The sequence below is a fragment of the Pseudolactococcus plantarum genome, assembly GCF_002441715.1.
GTDB classification, from domain to species: Bacteria; Bacillota; Bacilli; order Lactobacillales; family Streptococcaceae; genus Pseudolactococcus; species Pseudolactococcus plantarum.
In genome coordinates, this window is record NZ_JXJX01000006.1 from 22,663 (window position 1) to 43,931 (window position 21,269).

The following is a 21,269-nucleotide window of genomic DNA, read 5'->3' on the forward strand; positions in this document are numbered from 1 at the left end:
GCAGTGAAGATTGCAGTAACTGGTGCTGGTGGATACATTGGCGCGCATATAGTTGATGAGGCACTATCTCGAGGGCATGAAGTGCTTGCGATTGATGTCAGTTTGAAAAATATATCTGACAAAGCAATTAAAAAAAATATAGATATTTTTGCTACGCATGAGAATATCTTTGAAGCTCTTGGAAAACCAGATGTTTTAATCCACTTAGCTTGGCGTGATGGATTTATTCATAACTCTGAACAACATATGAAAAATTTATCTTCACATATCGAATTTATCAGAGACTTTGTCAAAGCAGGTGGAAAAAACATTGCTGTTATGGGATCTATGCATGAAGTGGGTTACCATGAAGGGGCAGTTGATGAAGATACTCCGACTAATCCGGAATCTCAGTATGGGATAGCTAAAAATGCTATGCGAGAGTCTCTGATGTTGGCAAGTAAAGAATTAGCGTTTAATTTATATTGGTTACGGGCATATTATATTTTTGGAGACGATGCCTACGGGTCATCTATTTTTTCAAAATTAACTCGAGCGGCTAATAATGGTGAAACTTCTTTCCCGTTTACAACAGGTAAAAATTTATATGATTTCATTCATGTCAAAGATCTAGCTAAAATGATAGTCGCAGCCAGTACACAAGACAAAGTGACGGGGGTCATCAATGTCGCAACTGGAAAAGCTAGATCTTTAGCTGATCAGGTTGAGTGGTTCATCAAAGAACATAATTGGCCTATCAAATTAGCATATGGTGCTTTTCCAGATCGACCATATGATAGTCCTGGGATTTGGGCAGATGCAACGAAAATAAATGAAATAATGGAAAATTATGATTAAAAAACAAAGATTATATAACTTAGACTTCATCCGAGCGGTTGCAGTTGTCATGATTTTGCTAACTCACTATAATGCTAATTTTATTGGGTTTAATGGTCCAGTCCAACTCAATAAAGTAATATTGACAGCCTTTCCTTTCAATATTTATATAGGAGATTTGGGTGTTGGCTTATTTTTACTTATTTCTGGTGCAAGCATGTACCATGTTTATGTGAATAAACAGCTGAATTTAGTATCATTTGCAAAAAAAAGGTTATTTCATATTCTACCTATGTTTTACATTTCTTATGTGCTAGCTTTCTTTTATAATTTTTGGATGAATAAAGGATTTAGTCATGAAGGTGTTTCTTTAAAGTGGGGAATTTCAACTATTTTTGGATTTGATTCTCTTATGCAGACGAGTGGCTTTCCCTCATTCATGCTTGTTGGGGAATGGTTTTTAGGATTGATCATGATTGTTTATCTTCTCTTTCCACTAATAAAAATCTTTTTTGAGAAACAAATGTTGTTGACACTTTGTATTGCCATTTTTTTGTTTGTTATTATTCAGTCTATACAAGATGTAAATAATCATTATTGGCTTTTAATTCAGTACACAGTTGGTCTGATACCAGTTTTTATATTTGGTATGGCTTTACAGAAATATGTAAAAGCATGTGCCAATTTACTTTCAGTTTGTCTATCAATTATGATTTTAGCTGTGACTTCACTAGTTAAATTTGAGTTTATTGCACCGAAAATCATGATGGCTATTGTTAGTATCGCAGTATTTATCATTTTATTGAATGTCTCAAAATATTTTGAACAAAAATTAATAAAAAGAGTCGTTACTTGGCTTGTCAAATATTCGTATCCAATTTTTTTAATTCACCATTTTTTGATAAATAAATTGGTTTTACACTTTGATTTATTAACAATTGGTAGACTTGACTCATATATATTATTTGCATTTTGTCTATGTTTAATTTTCCCAATTTCCGTTTTAATCTATCATTTAGAAAAAGCCATCGTTAATGTTAGATAAATTTTGAATTAATTTGCTACATTAGAATTAAGATTATGATTTTATATAGGTTTATAATTACGTTAAAAATAGTTATTATAATTATAATTTAAATTTTATAAAGTGTTTGGGGCTGCCATTCGCTAAAAGGAGAACACATTGAATCTGAATATCGGATTGAACTTAATTAAATTTGCTGCTGCTATTTATTTCATATCATTTATTTTATTTTTCCTTTTTAATAGTACTAAAAGAATCAAACTATCAAATCGGATTGGTATGGCGATATTTATATCAACAGTTACCAATAGTTTAGCGTGTGTTGTTTTATTTTTTTTGACACCTCTCAACCCACAAACAACAGGAAAGAAACATTATCTCGTCTATTTAATAATTGTTGGTCTGTTTACATATCTAATAAGAAGTATATTTATAAAATACAAATTTAAAATCAAGATTTATCCCTTAATCTTGTCTTGGACAGGATTTGTTGCAAGCATGTTAGTATTGGGTTCAAACTGGGTGATTCACATATTTAGCGATATTAATGTTGATCAAATTGTGTATACACTGGCTAATGCTGAAGGGACTGATACAACAAACATATATACATTTATCAATAATGTTTTGATTCCTTCTATTTTGATTTCAATTTTATTCTATTTTATCTTACATTTCATCTATAAAATAAACGTCATATCGTTTCCTAAATGGACGTCAAGATTCATACAAGTTATGATGGTTCTCTTGTTACTGATAGCTTCTACAACTTATGGATTAAAACACTTTGGATGGTCAAAAATTGTTAATTATTTTTCGGATTCAACATTTATCAGAAAAAATATAGTGAATGCTAAAGATACAACTGTTTCTTTTTCTGGAGAGAAAAGAAACTTGATATATATCTTTGTGGAATCATTAGAGACTTCTTATGCTAGCAAAGATAAAGGCGGAGATCAAAATTTTAATTTGTTGCAGCCTCTGATGGATGTTGATCCAAACAGTATTAACTTTTCAAATACTGAGAAGTATGGTGGACAACAGCAATTACCAGGGATGGATTATACAGCAGCTGGCATTATTGCGCAAACTTCTGGTCTACCCTTAAAATTTGGTGGAAATTATACACAAGAGGATTTGAGAGAAAATGCTTCAGGGAAAAAAATTAACAATATGTTACCTGGCATTAAAAGTCTTGGAGAAATACTTAAAGAAAATGGCTATACAAATTATTTTCTAATGGGATCATATCCAGATTTTGGTGGACGTGCTTCTTATTTGAAACAACATGGTGATTATCACATTACAGGTTGGTTTGATGCAATACAAAATAAATGGTTACCAAAAGGGTATGCACAAAATTGGGGATTTGAAGATGCAAAACTTTTCCAATTTGCAAAAAATATGTTAACAGACATTTCTAAAAAAGATACGCCATTTAACTTCTCTATGTTGACAGCAGATACACATTTTCCAAATGGATACACTTATGGTGATGAGAAAAAAGTGACGAATATGCAATATAAAAATGTTGTTTTTCATTCTAGTACTATGATTGCTCAATTTATTCAATGGTGTCAACAGCAACCTTGGTATGACAATACGACAATTGTTATATCTGGAGATCATTTGACGATGGATCAGCGGTACATTAACTCACTTGATAAGGGGTATGATCGTACGGTATTCAATTTGTTCATGAATACGGGGCTTATAGCGGAGACTAATAAAAATCGACAGTTTTCTAACATGGATATGTTTCCTACAACATTAGTAGCGCTCGGTGCTCAAATAGAGAATGATAAGCAACAACTTGGACTTGGTGTTAACCTATTTTCTGGAGAAAAAACGATGATAGAAAAATATGGCTATCAAAAAACTAAAGATCAGATTGAGCAACGGTCTAAATTTTATATTAAAAACTTGATAGAAGGAAAAAAATAAATGAAAAGGCTTTTGCTTTATGTTCACTATAATCGTGAAGATGCGTTATCTCAACATGTTGTTTTCCAATTAAAGGCATTGAGAAAAAGCTATGATCGTATTGTATTGATATCAAATTCTAAGTTAGCAACATCGTCAGTTGCACAATTACCTATTGATGATTTTTTACAACGTAAAAATGTTGGGTTTGATTTTAAAGCATGGTCTGATGGTATGGTTAAGGTTGGCTTTGAAACATTAAAACAATTTGATACGGTTACCATCATGAATGATACGACTTTTGGCCCTATTTTTGATTTTAATAGTATCCTCACAAAAATGGATAACTCAGATGCTGATTTTTGGGGGATTACAGATAATCGAGCACATGTAGCCGAGATTGGTGGGAGTGAGCATAACTTAAAAGCACATATTCAATCTTATTTTATAACATTCAATCAAAATATTATTTTACATCCAAGCTTTGAAGCATTTTGGGGAAATATTCAACAATATGACGATGTTAATCGTGTGATTTTAGAGTATGAAACTCAAGTCACTGATTATTTTTGCCAAGCTGGTTTTAACTATAGTGTGCTATTTAATACGCAAAATGAAGATATATCCGCTATGCAGAATTCAGATTTTTCAATTTTCGGTTTGACAAAATTACTGGAGCATGGTGTACCTTTTATTAAAGTAAAAGCCTTTATTCACAATGCAGAAAAAAATGATATAAAAGCTACTTTTATGGATATCATGAGATTATCGGATTATCCTACTGATTTGATTGTTGATCATATGACTTTTGCAGATTATCCAGATAGAAATTATATGTTACGCCCTAAAGTATTACGTTTTGAAAGTTTGAAATCAACTCACCAACAAGTTGGCATTCATATCCATGGTCAAGATATTGATGCTGTAATACGTGCGATTAACGATTTTGATTTATATTTATCTAAGTATGATTTATATTTGACGACATCTAATGTAGAAACAGTTCGTTATTTTGATCAGAAAGTAAAAAAAGTAGTTTTAGTTGATGAGCATTTAAATGACATCCTAGCTTGGCAGCAGATTCATAAAGCGTTAAGCTGTTATTCAGTTGCTGGACATTTTGTATTATCAGATTTTGATAATACGGTTGATGTGCTATTGAAACCTTCTGGTAAGATTATAGGCTATTTATCAGCTAATGATAAGGTTGGCTTAGTATTATCAGATTTGTCTTCTGGTGTTGAGGAGTTGAATTCAGATAGTACTTGGCCGGTTATGGCACAATTATGGAATACAATCTATCCTAATAATGAAAAAAATCTAAAAAAACAAGATGTATATATCAAAAGTAATACTACAAATCTTTGGTACAAGCCACAAGCGCTTGAGAAACTATTGGCTATTGAGCTTGATAGGGTCTTAGAAATTGCAAATCAAGATACTACGCTCATCGCTCAAAGCTTTGCAAATTTATTACCCTATGCAAGTTGGGCTAATGAGTTTGACTTTAGACTATCAGTTTTAGAAGATTTTACAGTATTTGAAACTAGCCGATTTATGGCTAGTCAGCAGAGTAAACTATTAGATAATACACCAAGACAAAAAACTAATCTTTCAACCATCAAAAAATTAGCTTCTCATTTGAAAATGCATTTTAGAGGAGTTTCAAACAGATAATATATAAATAACCTAACGTTTATTATTAAACTATACTAATCAATTGGTAAACAGATAAAAAAGGAGAAGCCTATGATATCAATTATCGTGCCAGCGTATAATGAAGAAAAATCCATTCCTATATTTTTTGAAGAAACTGAAAAAATTAGACATCAAATGACTGAGCAATTCGAGTATATTTTTGTGAACGATGGATCCAAAGATAAAACACTATCAGTATTGAAGACGCTATATCAGACAAATGACAACGTTCATTATATTGATTTTTCAAGAAATTTTGGTAAGGAGGCTGCTCTTTTAGCCGGATTAACTCAAGCAAAGGGCGAATTTGTTGCTGTAATGGATGCTGATTTACAAGATCCACCCGAGATGTTAATTGAGATGCACAAGTTACTAACTTCTGGAGAGTACGACGTGGTTGGGACTAGACGTGTGAGTCGAGAGGGTGAGCCACCTATTAGAAGTCTTTTTGCACGTTTATTTTACGTCATGATTAACAAAATTTCATCAACTGAAATGGTCGATGGTGCTCGAGATTTTAGATTAATGACTCGTCAAGTTGTGGCATCTATTTTAGAGTTAAGAGAGTATAATCGATTTTCCAAAGGTATTTTTAGCTGGGTAGGTTATAAGACTAAATATTTAGAGTATCAAAATCGACAACGTGTAGCTGGAGAAACGTCGTGGTCATTTTGGAGTTTATTAAAATATTCGATTGAAGGTATTATCAACTTTTCGAATGCGCCATTGCAACTTGCAACTTATGCGGGAATTTTATCTAGTTTGACAGCTATTATTTCTATTGTTATCATTGTTATTAGAACGTTCCTATTTGGTGATGCAGTTTCTGGTTGGCCAAGTCTTGTAAGCATTATCCTACTAATTGGTGGTATCCAATTATTTTCATTAGGTATAATCGGCCAGTATATCGGCAAGATATATCTGGAATCAAAGAAAAGACCTATCTATATTATCAAAGATCAAAAGTAACTACTTAGCGATAATCAACGTGTCCCAGGTATCAGGTATAAGTAAATATTTTGCAGTATTTTATTAGAGCTGAAGCAAACTCATGGGGTATTTTATAAATAAGAAGAGGGAATTTTGTCAACTAATATTTTATTTTATGTACATTATAATAAGTTTAACAGACTAAGTGATCATGTTATTTTCCAACTTGAGGCAATGCGTCAAATATATGATGAAATATATCTAATCTCAAATAGTCAGCTATCTGATAGAGATTTAAATTCTCTTGCTAATAATGGATTATATGACCATTTTTTACAGCGAAAAAATAGTGGCTATGATTTTTGTGCCTGGTCAGACGGGATTAAGGCATATGGTTATGACCAATTAGACAAATTTGATAACCTCACTTTGATGAATGATACTTGTTTTGGACCTTTTTGGGATTTCAAACCAACATTCGACAAATTTACTAATAAGACAAACGTAGATTTTTGGGGTATCACGAATAATCGGTCTCATACTGTGAAACCTGAAAACAGCTCTTCTGTTACTTTGCCTGATCATATCCAATCTTACTTTGTTACGTTTAAACGTCAAGTAGTAATCAGTCAGAGTTTTCATGATTTCTTTGCTAATATTAAAGTACTTGATGATGTTGTACAAGTTATCATTCAATATGAAACAGCAATGACAAAATTCTTTGAAGATAGAGGATTTAAATCAGACGTTTTATTTGATACAAGAAAAATGCCATGGAACAATATGTTGACACATGATTTTTCAGTGTTTAATATGCCTGCACTTATTCAGAGAAAAATACCATTTCTTAAAGTTAAAGCTTTCATGATTTGGTCAACGCATCCGCAAACACCATTATTGGTAAATAAATTGATTCAAGAATCTGAGTATCCTTTCGGACTTGTTGCCAATCATATGTCAGTTTATGATTATCCTGATCGTCCATATCTTATTTCCTATAAGGTACTCGATTTACCAGTGAGTATTGCAAGTGATAAACCTGAGTTGAAGATAGCTATTCATCTACACGCTTTTTATCCTGATTTAGTTCAAGATTTTGTCGATAATTTTGAACAATTTGTAGGTCAATATGATTTATATTTAACAACAGACACACTAGAAAAACAACAACAGTTAGAAGCGATGTCACTACCAAATGTAAAACAAATCGTATCAGGATTTAAAAAAGGTAGAGATGTGTTGCCATGGATGAGTTTGACGCGTACACTGTCAGACTACGATGTGGTTGGACATTTTCATACTAAGAAATCACTTGATAACGACTGGATTGTGGGTGAATCATGGCGTAATGATATTTCTGAGATGTTGGTAAAACCTGCTCAAAGCATCTTTGATGAATTTGTGAAACATCCTGAGTTAGGTATTTTTATCAATGATGTACCAACTACGTTTAACTTTAATTACGGACCGTCATATCTCGGTGAGCGTGAATTACTACCGTTTAAAGAAAAACTTTGGTCACAAATAAAATTTGATAAAAAAGCTAATTTACAAGAGAGCAGTACAACGGTTATGTCTTATGGTACGATGATTTGGTATCGACCAAAAGCTCTAGAAAATTTATTATCTTTAGAAATTAGTGATGATGTACCTGAGGAGCCACTGCCATATACATCCATCTTACATGCTTTTGAGAGATTATTAGTTTATGTTGCATGGGCAAATGGTTACGATTATCGCATTTCTAAAAATAAATCTTTAACCAATGGGTTTATATCAAATGTTGCACAAAACAACATGTTGAAAGTGGAAGCGATCAATGTGTTGAATAATGATAAAGGTTTGTATAGCAGAATTGGTCAAAAGCGCAGCTTAAACTTGTTATTTGCTACACCCAAATATGCTTTTAGAGCAGCTAAATTTTTAATTAAATATAATCTACTTCGTCTAAAAAACAAATTGAGGTAACTAGTTTGATTTAAACTATTTTATTGGTGATCAATCAGTTAGTCAGTTACATTTTAGATGAGTATGCCGTAGAGCCCAAAAAACATATCAATAATGATATGTTTTTTATTATCTTTAGATTTTTTAATATTTTTATTTTAAATAATTAAAAAGTATGTTATAATTTATATTATGATGAGAAAAATAAAAATAGCAGTCTATATAATGTCTGCGTTTGTTGTGTCGCTTTTTTTTGTAAATACAGTTTCCGCCAATACATCACAAGCCATGTATAGGCTGTATAACCCAAATAGTGGTGAGCATTTCTACACGTCAAGTTTTGTTGAGGCCAAAAGTATTATAACTGCTGGTTGGCAGTATGAACATGTTGGTTGGAATGCACCAAGTACTGGAGATCCAGTTTATCGACTTTACAATCCAAATGCAGGAGATCATCACTTTACATTAAATTCAAATGAAAAAGTGATGTTAGTTAACCAAGGATGGAGAGATGAGGGAATTAGTTGGTATTCGGATGCTAAAAAATCAGTCAAGCTTTACAGAGCCTACAATCCTAATGCCAAATCAGGCAGCCATAATTATACGACATTTTATGGCGAACAGACCAGTCTGATAAAAGTAGGATGGAGAGACGAGGGGCTTGCTTGGTATGGTACTAATATTAAACCTTTAGACAATAAAGATTCGATTTTAAAGGAGTTATCTGATGGTGCAGTTGGGCTCAATAAGGTGCGTTTTGATAAAGTTGGATCTGAAAAACGTAGGAATTGGCTTTATCAAACTATCAAATGGTCTATTCCTTTAGCGGCAGACGGTCGACTTTATCCATCAGTTATGACTGCACAAGCTATACTTGAAAGTGGTTGGGGTGAAAGTGGTCTTTCGGTTAAAGCCAATAACCTCTTTGGCATTAAAAAAGGAAACTGGTCGGGTGAAGTCTATCAAGCTGTAACTGCAGAAGCTGCCCACAAAAATGGGAAATATACTGGATACAGAACACAAGCAGAAGCAAATGCAGGTGGCAAAGCTCAAGTTTTAGACCTTAAAAAAGGACAATATTATTGGATTATCACACCATTTCGTAAGTATAGTTCCCAACAAGGTAGTCTGGCTAATTATGTATCTGTTTTATCTCAAAGTGGTTATGCTGATGTGAGACGTACACAGGCGAAAGATTATAAAGCATCTGCTAAAGCTCTAGTTGATAGGGTTGGATGGAAATACGCAACAGATCCTAAATACGCACAAAGTATTATTAATGTCATTGAGATGTATAACTTGCAAGCGTTAGATTAGGAAGTATAGGGGAGCTTCATGAAAAAAAAGATTTTAGGTGTCGTATGTTTAACGGCATTATTATTTACACAGAAAATAGCGGCACAAGATAGTGATTCTGCCAATACGCTAGTTAGTGAGACAAAAACACCACAAATTAGCGCAGCAGAACCCAATCAGTCAAGTTCTGATGTGATAAGTGCTGTTTCTAAGTCATCGGCAACATCAACTGAGATACCGTCATCTTCTACTACCTCAACAGAACAGTCAACTCCACCAAGTCGCACTTCTCGAGCTTTGAATAAAACTATTACAACTCAAGCTATGTACAGGTTATATAACACAAATAGTGGAGAACACTTTTATACGGCCAATCTTGTTGAGGCTCAACAAGTTATTAATGCTGGATGGAATTATGAGGGTATCGGCTGGTATGCACCGGTGTCGGGAGATCCTGTATATAGAGTTTATAATCCTCAAGCAGGAGATCATCATTATACACTATCTAGTTACGAAAAAGATAGCTTAGTAAAATTGGGTTGGCGGTATGAAGGTATCGGGTGGTATTCTGATACCAAGAAAAAGGTTAAACTGTATCGTGCCTACAACCCGAGTGCGAAATCTGGTAGTCATAACTATACTGCTAATCTCAACGAACAACGCCAATTAATTTCAATGGGGTGGCAAGATGAGGGGATTGCTTGGTATGGTAGCGATATCAAACCAAGCGAAGACAAAAATCAGCAACCTGTTCAGACTTACTTACCTAATCAGTGGTATACAGTAAATGGAGAAAAAAGACATACTGATCAAAAGAGTAATTGGATGACAGGCTTTCAATGGATATCAGCTAAAGTTTACTATTTTGACCAATCGGGTAATATGAAAAAAAATACAACGGTAACAGATCGTGGTAACACATACCGATTAAACGCTGATGGGATATTAACGTCTGGAGATAGCAGAATTGAGAAGGCTATCGCTTCAGGTATGACCAAAGTTGGTAAGTCTCCTTACGTTTTAGGAGGTGGTAGAACTCCTGCATCTATTGCTGCAAACCACTTTGATTGTTCATCATTTGTCTATTGGATGTATCAACAAGCGGGTGTGTCTTTAGGAAATCAGTCCTCGACAACTACTTGGACACAGCGAAATTTAGGGACTGCCGTAGCGTTTTCAAAAATAAAACGAGGCGATATTTTTATGATGAATAATATTGGACACGTAGGGCTATATCTTGGTGGTGGCTACTTTATTCAGTCTTCACCAAATGCTAAATATTCAACTGTTTATGGTGGTCAAGCACAGCCTAATCTGACGCATTCTTCCTATGATTATAATGGGGTATATTATGGTGGTGTAGGTGTTTCAAAATTATCAGATGTACTCTCAAAAGATCCAGCTGACGGGAAACATTGGGTGACGTATAAAACTTGGGAACAAATCCAAGATAATGTCGTAAGACGACTTGTAAAATAGGTGGTTAATATGAAACGGATAGCATTAATCGTAGGTGCATTACTTTTACTAACTGGATGTGGTAAACATGTCACTGAAAAAAAAGAAGCGAAGCATACAGATAATTCTAGTAAAATAAGTACTTCTAGGCCTAAAGATACAAAAGAATCAAAACAAACTGCTGACAAGCAAGCTAAAACAGATGTACCAGCATCTAGTAACAAAACATCGGAAAACCCTGTTGATAATACAAGTTCATCTCCTGTTATCGGTGAAAAGCAACCTACGATTTCGGAAACAGTTGCTAATTTACCAGCTGAGTATCTAGGCACCTGGGAAAATCATAATAATGGAGACTATTATAAGATTACAGAAACTCAGATAGAATCAGGAAGTAGTGTGGGTGCTACGACATCAGATATTAGTAAGGTAGGTAAAGATCATGAAGGTTACCTCGTGCAAACAGTCGATGGTAGGTCTTATTATTTCACGCTTAGAGAAAATAAACTTTATCCTATGACGTCTCAAGAAGATTTGTCTTCTGATATAGCTAACCAACTGATCTTCGAAAAAACATCAAAATAGTATATTTTTATCAAATTTTTAATATATGTTGTTATAAGTAGTTGATTACTATATAATTAAAAATGGTGGAAATATTTGTTTAGAGAAGAGATATGATTATGAAATATAATAAATATAAAAAGTATATACTAAGTGATATGGCAAATATGGTGTTGATATTTGTCATTTCTTTGTTCATTTGTAAGCTGATATTATTTAAGTCAGATGCATTATTTGATAATGATGTAGATTTTCATTATGCTAGAGTGATGTCTACCGTGCATGCGTGGATGGATCATCAATTCGTTCCGCAATTAGATCCCACAGCTGTCAAAGGTTTTGGATATTCATGGAATTTATTTTATGGTCCCTTCCCAACTTATTTTATTGCAGGCTTGTTTTTTATATGTCGAGATCTTGCTTTTAGTGTAAATTTAACAAGTGTCATTATTGTTTTTTGTATTGGATTGATGATGTATCGCTATATAAAATATCGGACACAATCCCAAGGAGCAGCACTAGTTTCGGCAGTATCCATGATAACAAGTACCTCAGTACTTCTTAATATTTATCAATACTCGGGATACGGCCCATTATTTGCCATGTTTTTTGCTATTTTATCTTTATATGGTATCCAACTTATTTTTGATAAAGAAAAAAATGGTTTAGGTGTCCTACTACTCGGGTTTGGTGGCTCTGGTATGTTACTTAGTCATACACTTAGTTGTTTAGTTATGGTGATATACATCATGCTACTGCTTATCTGTCATTTTAAAATCACTTTGAAAAGAATGAAGTCTTTTGTTCTGTCTGCTTGTTTAAGTTTGGGCTTATCTGCTTATTTTTTGTTGCCATTTATTGAATTGAAAAATTTAAATATTTACAATCTGTTTAATGAATCTTTTGTAAAAGTTTATATGTGGAAAAATCCAAACAGTATGAATTTTGGAAGAGTATCGTTTAAGCAAATGTTTTCTTTAGAACAATTAAATGTTGCATCTTTTCCAGTCGTGTCACTCATTATTTCACTTGTGTTGCTCTGCTTGATTTGTTCATTATTAGTGTTTAAACGGATAAAAAAAGAAGAATCAAAATTATTAAGCGATGTCTTTCTATTTTTCTTATTTGCCCTAAGTATTTTTGTACTTTGTAGTAACTGGATGGATTGGCATAAATTGCCCGGTTTTCTATGGACGATGCAATCACCTATAAGAATTATGTTTTATGCATCAGGTTTATTATTTTCTGTTTACATTGGCCTTTCTTATAGTTATGTCATTAGGAAAGCGCCACGCTTTATTACGATAATATTATCAATATTTTTAGTCGTTATCAATGTTATATTTAGTCAAAGCTTGATCGATTCCCCTCATAATAATTTCGCTAAATATTTCCATAATCTAAAGAAAATAGATGCATCGTATTCGATAGAAGGTGAACAATTTTTAAAAACTGCAATCGGTGAATTTTTTCCAACCAGTATAGGAACACAAGAGAAGTCATTGTCACAGATTATTTCTGAAAAGGATTTCGCATATTATTTTTCTTTAGGCTATATATATCCTGCACTAGATAAGCGTATACAAGAGGGGATAGTTAATACATCTGATAATCAACCTACAAATTTTAAAGTTCACGAACAAAAGTATAGTCGCTCGGAGTTTGTATTTGATGTGCCTAAAATGGTCAAAACAACTGATGTTGAGATACCAAAAATTTATTATCCGGGGTATAAAGCATATAGTTACATGAATGGTGAAAAAGTAGCCCTTCAGGTGGTACCTTCTAAACGTGGTTTCGTTCAAGTTAACCTTCCAAAAGAAAAAGCGGGCCGGATAATAGTCTACTATGGTTTATCTCGTGCGACCATTATTGGTGTTAGCTTAACATTACTATCTATCTTTATCTCTATCTGTTATCTTATTAAATATAGGAGAGATAAAAAAAGAGAAATAAGGCATGCTTCATTGAAGAGGAGAACGTTAAGATATAGTACTGATGCTTAAATATCTGAAGCATAGCTAATTTTTGAAGTAGCTAAGTAATGGCTGATAAAATAGAAGAATAGTCTATTTAGTATATAGATAAATTTTATAAAAAAAGATGACCGCTTAGTCATCTTTTTTGTTATACACCTTTTATCAAATCAACCGTACTGCGGTCTAATTTTTTAACAATTTCTCGTAAAAAGGCTTGTGCAGTATCAAAGTCTTCAAGTGAGAAGAGTGTTTGATGACTGTGGATGTATCGTGCACAAACGCCAATAGTTGTTGATGGAATTCCTGCATGTTTAAGGTGTGCTGCACCGGCATCTGTACCACCTTTAGACACATAATACTGATACTTAACCCCAGCTGATTCAGCCGTATCTAATAAGAAATCTCTCATAGTTGGGAGTAAGATATGGCCAGGGTCAAAAATTCTGATTAAGGTACCGTCGCCAATATGACCGTCAGCATTAGCATCAAACGTATCTTGGGCAGGTGAACAGTCTACCGCAAAAAATAAATCGGGATTAAATTTTGTCGTTGACACATGTGCACCACGAAGCCCAACTTCTTCTTGGACGTTGGCTCCTGCGATGAGTGTGTTGGGTAATTGTATATTTTGGGTACCTAAATGTGCTAAAAGTTCAGTGACCATAAGGCACCCATAGCGGTTATCCCATGATTTACTAATGACATTTTTCTTATTGGCTGTCAAAATTGCTTTGGTTTCAGGAATAATCACTGCACCAGGGTGTACACCAAATTGTTCAGCTTCAGTTTTGTCACTAAACCCTGCATCAAAAATAATATCTTCTAGTTTGGGGATACTTGGGCTACCATTTGATCCACGCATTAAATGCGGTGGTACACCACCTGTAATAACCGGTATTGCGACATCATTTCTTGCAAATAAAGTAAACCGTTGGGCTGAAATAACTAGTGGGTTCCAGCCTCCTAGCGCGACAACGCGCAGTGTCCCATCTGCTTTGATCGTGCTAACCATGAAGCCGACTTCATCCATATGACCAGCCACCATAATTCTCGGCGCATTGGGTGTTAATGTCTGTTTAATACCAAAGATCCCGCCTAAGTTATCTGTTTGGACCTCATCAACATAAGGCGTTATGTTTTGACGCATGAATGACTGTAGACGTCCTTCAAAACCAGATGTAGCTTGAATTTCAGTTATTTCTTTAATTTTATTAAATGTGATAGGCATGGTATATGCTCCTTAGGTTTATTGATCAACTTGCCTTTTTAACTAAAAAAATAATAGGTAAAGTAAGTCTTTCATTAATAATACCAAAAAATGTGATACTGGTGGTTTTTAAAGTCAATCTCACTCGCGATGCGTTAAAAAGTATGCTAAAATAGGGACATGAAAAAAATTTTGAAAATTGGTTTGAGCGCACTGTTAGGTGCAGGTGTAGCAGCGACTGCGACTGTACTTTATCAGAAACAACAAGACCAAAAGTTAGCAGATCTTTTGGCTGTTGCCAAACAACATTTTAAATTTGATGATGTCCTGACTAGCTGGCTTGTATCAGATCCTATTTTATTGCATATTTATGAAGGTGGGATTATTCGTGCAGACGGTACAGTCGTCAGATTTGAAATCGATGCTGATAGTTTAAGTATTATTGAGACAGTTATTGACAAAGATAAGGTAGGTGTTTAGCATGATTATTCCTAAAAGTATTGAAGAGTTAGCAACTTATGTAGAAAAAGGTAGACATGTATTTTTCTTTACAGCAGATTGGTGTGGGGATTGCTCTTTTATCAAACCATCAATGCCTGAAATTGAGGCAGCCCACCCCGAGTATATATTTGTCGAAGTTGATCGTGACGAGTATTTAGATATCGCGATTGAATGGGGCATCATGGGGATACCTAGTTTTGTTGTCATTGAAGATGGCAAGGAAACAGGGCGTTTAGTCAATAAATTAAGAAAAACAAAAACAGAAATTAACACGTTTTTAACAAATATAAAAGCATAGTAGCCTTAATTACTGCACCTTTATCGTGTGTTAGATACGGTTAATGGTTGTTGCAGTAATATAGGCACTATATTAAGGAGTAAAAAGATAAATGATTGCAATATATAACACCCACTTAAATGATGTTTTAATGTTGATTGTTGGAGATAATCAGGGTGAAAAATTGACGGCGACTAGACAGCAGAATGTTGCTAAAATTTCACGTCAAGATAATGACAAAGTAGTAGCTTGGAATTTTTTTGAAGCTTCAAAACTGATCTCAATCACTGGTAATGGAGAGGTAAAACTTACAGCGTCAGATGTTGACATATTAAATGAGGAAATTAAGAAATCTGGTTTTGATGCATCCATCTTTTATGATGCAGCTCCTAAATTTGTCGTGGGTGAGATTGTTTCATTAACACCACATCCTGATTCAGATCACTTAAATATCGCACAAGTGAATATTGGAGATGAAGAGCCTATACAAATCGTTGCAGGTGCTCCTAATGCGCGTGTTGGGTTGAAAACAATTGTTGTATTACCGGGTGCGATGATGCCAAACGGTGGGCTAATTTTTGCTGGTCAGCTACGTGGTGTACCAAGCCATGGCATGATGGCAAGTCCACGTGAGTTAGCGCTACCTAATGCACCACAAAAACGTGGGATTATAGAATTAGCTTCAACGGAAATACCAGGGACCGCATTTTCTCAAGCTAAACATTGGCAAAAATAAGATAGTGAGTAACATCATATAGACTTTCGTATAAATATCTAGGAGGATAGTTATATGATGAATAAAAGTTTATTAATTGGTCGCTTGACAGCAAAGCCAGAACTAAATAAAACAGCTTCTAAAAAATCTGTCGTACGGTTTAGGCTTGCTGTAAATAGGATATTTAAAAATACTGATGGTGAGCGAGAGGCAGATTTTATATCTGTTGTTATATGGGGCAAGCCAGCAGAACTATTTACATCCTATGCTGATAAAGGCAGTTTAGTTTCTATTGAAGGTGAATTGCGGAGTAGTCGCTATGATGATAAAGAGGGTGTCACACACTACGTTACAGAAATTTTGTGCCAGCAATTTAACTTGCTAGAAAGTAAGGCTGCTGTAGCATTAAGAGAAAATAATGTGGTATCATCAGCTGATGATGTAGAGACATTACCTTTTTAAAAAATAAGCATTATCCCGTCACACGATGGGATTTTATGTTAGATAACTAGAGGGATGAGTTGAGATGGATCATATCCGAAAAAAAATAAGCACAGTAAAGTTATGCGTACTGACTGGTGTGTTAGTACTAGGTCTTTTTAATGTTGTGTTGTCTAGTCAAACCGTAAACGCTGCTAGTGTTAAAACCAGTGCAGGTGTTAAAAACTGGTTAAACGCAGTAAAAAATAAACAAGTCAAAGCTGTTGGCGGGTTTGGTGGTGAATGTGTAGATTTGGCTAGAGCCTATTCTCAAAGATTTGTTGGAAAAGATATTGGTAGAGCTTCGATCAGTGGTGGTGCTAAAGATTATGCCAGGCAAGCTGTTCCAGCAGGCTATGTTCGCATTAATTATAAAAAAGGTGTGACAGCAAGGACAGGAGATATCGTTATCTGGGTGAAAGATGGCGGTGGCTATGGTCATATGGCTGTGGTTTACTCAGTAACAGGAAACAATATGGTCATCTATGAGCAGAATTATGCCGGTAAACGATATGTGATATCAAATGTTGTCAGAAATTATGACCGGATTTATAAAGGAACAGGTGGTCAGGTCACAGCTATTTTACGTCCGACCAATATATCTAGCTAAGCCATCAATAGGTGATTTCTCTTGATAAATGACGATACCAAGAAGGAATCATCAGTGTGCAGTGAGGCTTAAAAAATAAATAGTATTTCCTTGACTATTACTGACCAAATCAGTATAATAATAATTGTTAGCACTCGTACGTATTGAGTGCCAAAAATTAAAAATAATTGGAGGCTTACCAGATGTTAAAACCATTAGGTGATCGTATTGTTTTACGTGTTAAAAAAGAAGAAGAAAAATCAATTGGCGGCATTGTTCTAACAAGTAGTGCGCAAGAAAAACCATCTACTGCAGAAGTGATTGCCGTTGGTGAAGGCAAAAGAACTCACCATGGTGATGTAATAACACCAAGTGTTAAAGTTGGTGACATCGTTGTTTTTGAAAAATTCGCAGGCAGTGAAATCAAAGATGGATCAGATGATGTTTTGATTGTACGCGAAGGTGATATTTTAGCAATCGTAGAATAAACCAAAAGGTGTAATAGCTTAACGATATAAATATTTTTTAGGAGGTAAACATGTCAAAAGAAATCAAGTTTTCATCAGATGCTCGTGCCGCTATGGTGCGTGGTGTAGATGTATTAGCAGATACTGTAAAAGTAACATTGGGACCAAAGGGACGTAATGTTGTATTAGAAAAATCATTTGGCTCACCGTTGATTACAAATGACGGGGTGACGATAGCTAAAGAAATAGAGCTAGAAGATCATTTTGAAAATATGGGTGCAAAACTTGTTAGTGAAGTAGCATCTAAAACAAATGATATCGCAGGAGATGGAACGACTACTGCAACTGTTTTGACTCAAGCGATTGTGCGCGAGGGATTAAAGAATGTGACAGCAGGAGCAAATCCTATTGGCATACGTCGTGGGATAGAAAGTTCAGTAGCCACTGCTGTTGAAGCTTTGAAAAATATTGCTATTCCTGTTTCAGGAAAAGAAGCAATAGCCCAAGTAGCTGCAGTTTCTTCACGTTCTGAAAAAGTTGGTGAATACATCTCTGAAGCGATGGCAAAAGTTGGTAACGATGGTGTCATTACCATCGAAGAGTCCAAAGGGATGGAGACAGAGCTAGACGTTGTAGAAGGGATGCAGTTTGATCGTGGTTACCTGTCACAATATATGGTGACAGATAATGAGAAGATGGTTGCTGATCTTGATAATCCGTACATCTTAATTACAGATAAAAAAATCTCAAATATCCAAGATGTATTACCATTATTAGAACAAATTTTACAACAAAATCGACCTCTTTTAATCATCGCGGATGATGTTGATGGGGAAGCTTTGCCAACACTTGTTTTAAACAAAATTCGTGGGACCTTTAATGTTGTTGCTGTCAAAGCACCAGGATTTGGTGATCGTAGAAAAGCAATGTTGGAAGACATTGCTATCTTAACAGGTGGTACAGTGATTACAGAAGATCTTGGTCTTGATTTGAAAGATGCAACAGTAGACTCTCTAGGTCAAGCAAGTAAAGTAGTTGTAGATAAAGATACAACTACTATCGTAGAAGGTGTTGGTGATAAAGATGCTATTGCTAACCGTACTGCAGTGATTAAATCACAGATTGAACAAACAACATCTGATTTTGATCGTGAAAAATTACAAGAACGTCTTGCTAAGTTATCTGGTGGTGTAGCAGTAGTCAAAGTAGGTGCTGCTACTGAAACTGAACTCAAAGAGATGAAACTTCGTATTGAAGATGCCTTAAACGCAACTCGCGCAGCTGTAGAAGAAGGTATTGTTGCTGGTGGTGGTACTGCGTTGGTGAATGTCATTTCAAAAGTGTCTGAAATCGACTTAACTGGTGATGAGTTAACAGGGCGTAATATTGTTTTACGTGCACTTGAAGAGCCTGTTCGCCAAATCGCTAAAAATGCTGGGTATGAAGGCTCTGTTGTGATTGATAAATTGAAACAATCTGATACAGGTATCGGCTTCAATGCTGCTACTGGTACATGGGTAGATATGATAGAAACTGGTATTATCGATCCAGTTAAAGTCACACGCTCAGCTTTACAAAATGCTGCATCAGTTGCAAGTTTAATTTTAACAACTGAAGCAGTTGTTGCAAATAAACCAGAACCTGAAGCAGCGCCTGCAGGTATGCCAGGAGGCATGGATCCATCTATGATGGGCGGCATGATGTAATAGTCAAAAAGAACCCTTGTAAATAAAGGGTTCTTTTTATGTTTTAGTGCTGTTCTGTTATAGAAGGTGCAAGAAAAGGGCAAAATTTACTAAAAAATCTAGCAGAGAGTTACATGAACTCAAGCAATTTTTGAAAAATGGCTCAGATAAAATAGCTTGAACTGTGGTAATACTTTGCTAGATTTGATATAATTAAGTGTTGCAATTTTGCGAGTTTTTAAATTAGTATCGCTTAGGATACTAATCTTGAAGGAGAGAATATGTCATCAGTAGTAGTTGTAGGTACCCAATGGGGTGATGAAGGTAAAGGAAAGATTACAGACTTTCTTAGTGAAAATGCGGAAGTTATCGCGCGTTACCAAGGTGGAGATAACGCAGGCCATACCATTGTTATCGAGGATACTAAATACAAATTACATTTGATTCCATCTGGCATTTTTTATCCAGAAAAAATTTCTGTTATTGGCAATGGTGTCGTAATCAATCCCAAATCATTAGTCAAAGAATTAGCTTATTTACATGATGCTGGTATCGTGACAGATAACTTACGTATTTCTGATCGTGCACATGTGATTTTACCTTACCACATTAAACTTGATCAATTACAAGAAGATGCTAAAGGTGATAAGAAAATTGGTACAACGATTAAAGGTATCGGCCCAGCGTACATGGATAAAGCTGCGCGTGTTGGGATTCGTATCGCTGATCTATTAGATAAAAACATTTTTAAAGAACGCTTGAAAATCAATTTGGAACAAAAAAATCGTGAATTTGTTAAAATGTACGAATGTGATCCGATTGCTTTCGATGATGTGTTCGAAGAATACTATGAATATGGTCAACAAATCAAGAAATATGTGACAGATACGTCAGTTATTTTAAATGATGCTTTAGATGCAGGAAAACGTGTGTTGTTTGAAGGTGCACAAGGCGTTATGCTTGATATCGACCAAGGTACATACCCATATGTAACCTCTTCTAATCCAGTAGCTGGTGGTGTAACCATTGGTTCAGGTGTCGGACCTTCGAAAATTACTAAGGTTGTTGGTGTCTGTAAAGCCTATACATCTCGTGTTGGTGATGGACCATTTCCTACAGAATTAAATGATGAAATTGGACATCAAATCCGTGAAGTTGGACATGAATATGGTACAACTACAGGACGTCCACGTCGTGTGGGATGGTTTGATTCTGTAGTAATGCGTCATTCTCGTCGTGTATCAGGATTGACAAACTTATCATTAAACTCTATCGATGTCTTATCAGGTCTGGATGAAGTTAAAATCTGTGTTGCCTATGATTTAGATGGTGAACGTATCGATTATTATCCTGCAAGTCTTGAGACATTACAACGTTGCAAACCAATCTATGAAACACTACCAGGTTGGTCTGAGGATATTACAAGTGTTCGTAACTTAGATGATCTACCAGAAACTGCTAAAAATTATGTTCGTCGAGTATCAGAACTTGTGGGTGTTAAAATTTCTACATTCTCAGTTGGTCCTGGTCGTGAACAGACTAATATTTTGGAAAGTGTTTGGGGAATTTTATAAGAAAAATGCAACTCATCGAGATGAGTTGTTTTTTGATAGCCTCTAACACGCTTATGACAGTCGTATGTCAAGGATTTACATCGCCATCAGTGGTTGATTGATAGGGATTTTGCTATACTAGAGAAGACTAGTAATGAAT

Annotated in this window: 19 protein-coding genes; 18 read left to right on the forward strand and 1 reads right to left on the reverse strand. The window is 34.9% G+C overall.

Features of this window, described 5'->3' with window-relative positions; all coding sequences use genetic code 11:
- The first annotated feature begins 3 nt into the window (after positions 1-3).
- The 10 genes from RU87_RS04635 (at position 4) to RU87_RS04680 (ending at position 13,662) form a co-directional block, all read left to right on the forward strand.
- Positions 4-837, forward strand: a complete 834-nt coding sequence (locus tag RU87_RS04635) for an NAD-dependent epimerase/dehydratase family protein (RefSeq protein WP_082782150.1) — start codon at positions 4-6, stop codon at positions 835-837.
- A complete protein-coding gene (locus tag RU87_RS04640) occupies positions 830-1,861 on the forward strand; it encodes an acyltransferase family protein (RefSeq protein WP_068161665.1) in 1,032 nt (343 codons plus the stop codon). The genes RU87_RS04635 and RU87_RS04640 overlap by 8 nt, the downstream gene beginning before the upstream one ends.
- Before the next feature lie 138 nt (positions 1,862-1,999).
- The gene (locus RU87_RS04645; protein WP_068161668.1) at positions 2,000-3,784 is read left to right on the forward strand and encodes an LTA synthase family protein; all 1,785 of its coding nucleotides are present in this window, start codon (positions 2,000-2,002) and stop codon (positions 3,782-3,784) included.
- Positions 3,785-5,440 (forward strand): rhamnan synthesis F family protein, encoded by a 1,656-nt coding sequence (locus tag RU87_RS04650; RefSeq protein ID WP_068161670.1) that lies wholly within the window; start codon positions 3,785-3,787, stop codon positions 5,438-5,440. It begins immediately after the preceding gene.
- Between the two features lie 72 nt (positions 5,441-5,512).
- Complete coding sequence (locus tag RU87_RS04655) at positions 5,513-6,430, forward strand: glycosyltransferase family 2 protein (protein WP_068161673.1); 918 nt, start codon at positions 5,513-5,515, stop codon at positions 6,428-6,430.
- 114 nt (positions 6,431-6,544) lie between these two features.
- On the forward strand, positions 6,545-8,359 hold the full coding sequence (locus RU87_RS04660) for a rhamnan synthesis F family protein (RefSeq protein ID WP_068161677.1): 1,815 nt from the start codon (positions 6,545-6,547) through the stop codon (positions 8,357-8,359).
- A gap of 171 nt (positions 8,360-8,530) precedes the next feature.
- A complete protein-coding gene (locus RU87_RS09930) occupies positions 8,531-9,655 on the forward strand; it encodes a glucosaminidase domain-containing protein (RefSeq protein ID WP_143471378.1) in 1,125 nt (374 codons plus the stop codon).
- Positions 9,656-9,673: 18 nt separating this feature from the next.
- Positions 9,674-11,113, forward strand: coding sequence for an NlpC/P60 family protein (locus tag RU87_RS09935; protein WP_068161685.1), 1,440 nt, complete (start codon positions 9,674-9,676; stop codon positions 11,111-11,113).
- A 9-nt stretch (positions 11,114-11,122) separates the two neighbouring features.
- Positions 11,123-11,677 (forward strand): hypothetical protein, encoded by a 555-nt coding sequence (locus RU87_RS04675; RefSeq protein ID WP_068161688.1) that lies wholly within the window; start codon positions 11,123-11,125, stop codon positions 11,675-11,677.
- Positions 11,678-11,775: 98 nt separating this feature from the next.
- Positions 11,776-13,662 (forward strand): glycosyltransferase family protein, encoded by a 1,887-nt coding sequence (locus tag RU87_RS04680; protein WP_068161691.1) that lies wholly within the window; start codon positions 11,776-11,778, stop codon positions 13,660-13,662.
- Positions 13,663-13,783: 121 nt separating this feature from the next.
- On the opposite strand, the gene pepA is transcribed toward RU87_RS04680, so the two are convergent.
- Positions 13,784-14,863 (reverse strand): glutamyl aminopeptidase, encoded by a 1,080-nt coding sequence (gene pepA / locus RU87_RS04685; RefSeq protein ID WP_068161694.1) that lies wholly within the window; start codon positions 14,861-14,863, stop codon positions 13,784-13,786.
- A gap of 159 nt (positions 14,864-15,022) precedes the next feature.
- Between pepA and RU87_RS04690 the strand changes: the two genes are divergently transcribed.
- The 8 genes from RU87_RS04690 (at position 15,023) to RU87_RS04725 (ending at position 21,130) form a co-directional block, all read left to right on the forward strand.
- Positions 15,023-15,322, forward strand: a complete 300-nt coding sequence (locus RU87_RS04690; protein WP_068161700.1) for a hypothetical protein — start codon at positions 15,023-15,025, stop codon at positions 15,320-15,322.
- Position 15,323: 1 nt separating this feature from the next.
- Positions 15,324-15,641 (forward strand): thioredoxin family protein, encoded by a 318-nt coding sequence (locus RU87_RS04695; RefSeq protein WP_068161703.1) that lies wholly within the window; start codon positions 15,324-15,326, stop codon positions 15,639-15,641.
- A 91-nt stretch (positions 15,642-15,732) separates the two neighbouring features.
- Positions 15,733-16,356 carry a YtpR family tRNA-binding protein gene (gene ytpR, locus RU87_RS04700; RefSeq protein ID WP_068161705.1) on the forward strand — a complete coding sequence of 208 codons (624 nt, stop codon included), beginning with the start codon at positions 15,733-15,735 and terminating at the stop codon, positions 16,354-16,356.
- A gap of 54 nt (positions 16,357-16,410) precedes the next feature.
- Entirely contained in the window at positions 16,411-16,797 is a 387-nt protein-coding gene (locus tag RU87_RS04705) for a single-stranded DNA-binding protein (protein ID WP_068161707.1), read from the forward strand.
- 64 nt (positions 16,798-16,861) lie between these two features.
- Positions 16,862-17,425 carry a CHAP domain-containing protein gene (locus tag RU87_RS04710; RefSeq protein WP_068161712.1) on the forward strand — a complete coding sequence of 188 codons (564 nt, stop codon included), beginning with the start codon at positions 16,862-16,864 and terminating at the stop codon, positions 17,423-17,425.
- Between the two features lie 182 nt (positions 17,426-17,607).
- Complete coding sequence (gene groES / locus RU87_RS04715; RefSeq protein ID WP_068161713.1) at positions 17,608-17,892, forward strand: co-chaperone GroES; 285 nt, start codon at positions 17,608-17,610, stop codon at positions 17,890-17,892.
- A 50-nt stretch (positions 17,893-17,942) separates the two neighbouring features.
- Complete coding sequence (groL, locus tag RU87_RS04720; RefSeq protein WP_068161716.1) at positions 17,943-19,577, forward strand: chaperonin GroEL; 1,635 nt, start codon at positions 17,943-17,945, stop codon at positions 19,575-19,577.
- 260 nt (positions 19,578-19,837) lie between these two features.
- Positions 19,838-21,130: an adenylosuccinate synthase gene (locus tag RU87_RS04725; RefSeq protein ID WP_068161719.1), complete on the forward strand. Its 1,293-nt coding sequence runs from the start codon at positions 19,838-19,840 to the stop codon at positions 21,128-21,130.
- Positions 21,131-21,269: the final 139 nt, after the last annotated feature.

Coding starts and splice junctions, on each gene's coding strand:
- RU87_RS04655 (WP_068161673.1), top strand. CDS start 5,513: ATGATATCAATTATCGTGCCAGCGTATAATGAAGAAAAATCCATTCCT.
- RU87_RS04705 (WP_068161707.1), top strand. CDS start 16,411: ATGATGAATAAAAGTTTATTAATTGGTCGCTTGACAGCAAAGCCAGAA.
- ytpR (WP_068161705.1), top strand. CDS start 15,733: ATGATTGCAATATATAACACCCACTTAAATGATGTTTTAATGTTGATT.
- RU87_RS04680 (WP_068161691.1), top strand. CDS start 11,776: ATGAAATATAATAAATATAAAAAGTATATACTAAGTGATATGGCAAAT.
- groL (WP_068161716.1), top strand. CDS start 17,943: ATGTCAAAAGAAATCAAGTTTTCATCAGATGCTCGTGCCGCTATGGTG.
- RU87_RS04725 (WP_068161719.1), top strand. CDS start 19,838: ATGTCATCAGTAGTAGTTGTAGGTACCCAATGGGGTGATGAAGGTAAA.
- RU87_RS04650 (WP_068161670.1), top strand. CDS start 3,785: ATGAAAAGGCTTTTGCTTTATGTTCACTATAATCGTGAAGATGCGTTA.
- RU87_RS04675 (WP_068161688.1), top strand. CDS start 11,123: ATGAAACGGATAGCATTAATCGTAGGTGCATTACTTTTACTAACTGGA.
- groES (WP_068161713.1), top strand. CDS start 17,608: ATGTTAAAACCATTAGGTGATCGTATTGTTTTACGTGTTAAAAAAGAA.
- RU87_RS04695 (WP_068161703.1), top strand. CDS start 15,324: ATGATTATTCCTAAAAGTATTGAAGAGTTAGCAACTTATGTAGAAAAA.
- RU87_RS09930 (WP_143471378.1), top strand. CDS start 8,531: ATGATGAGAAAAATAAAAATAGCAGTCTATATAATGTCTGCGTTTGTT.
- RU87_RS04640 (WP_068161665.1), top strand. CDS start 830: ATGATTAAAAAACAAAGATTATATAACTTAGACTTCATCCGAGCGGTT.
- RU87_RS04710 (WP_068161712.1), top strand. CDS start 16,862: ATGGATCATATCCGAAAAAAAATAAGCACAGTAAAGTTATGCGTACTG.
- pepA (WP_068161694.1), bottom strand. CDS start 14,863: ATGCCTATCACATTTAATAAAATTAAAGAAATAACTGAAATTCAAGCT.
- RU87_RS09935 (WP_068161685.1), top strand. CDS start 9,674: ATGAAAAAAAAGATTTTAGGTGTCGTATGTTTAACGGCATTATTATTT.
- RU87_RS04690 (WP_068161700.1), top strand. CDS start 15,023: ATGAAAAAAATTTTGAAAATTGGTTTGAGCGCACTGTTAGGTGCAGGT.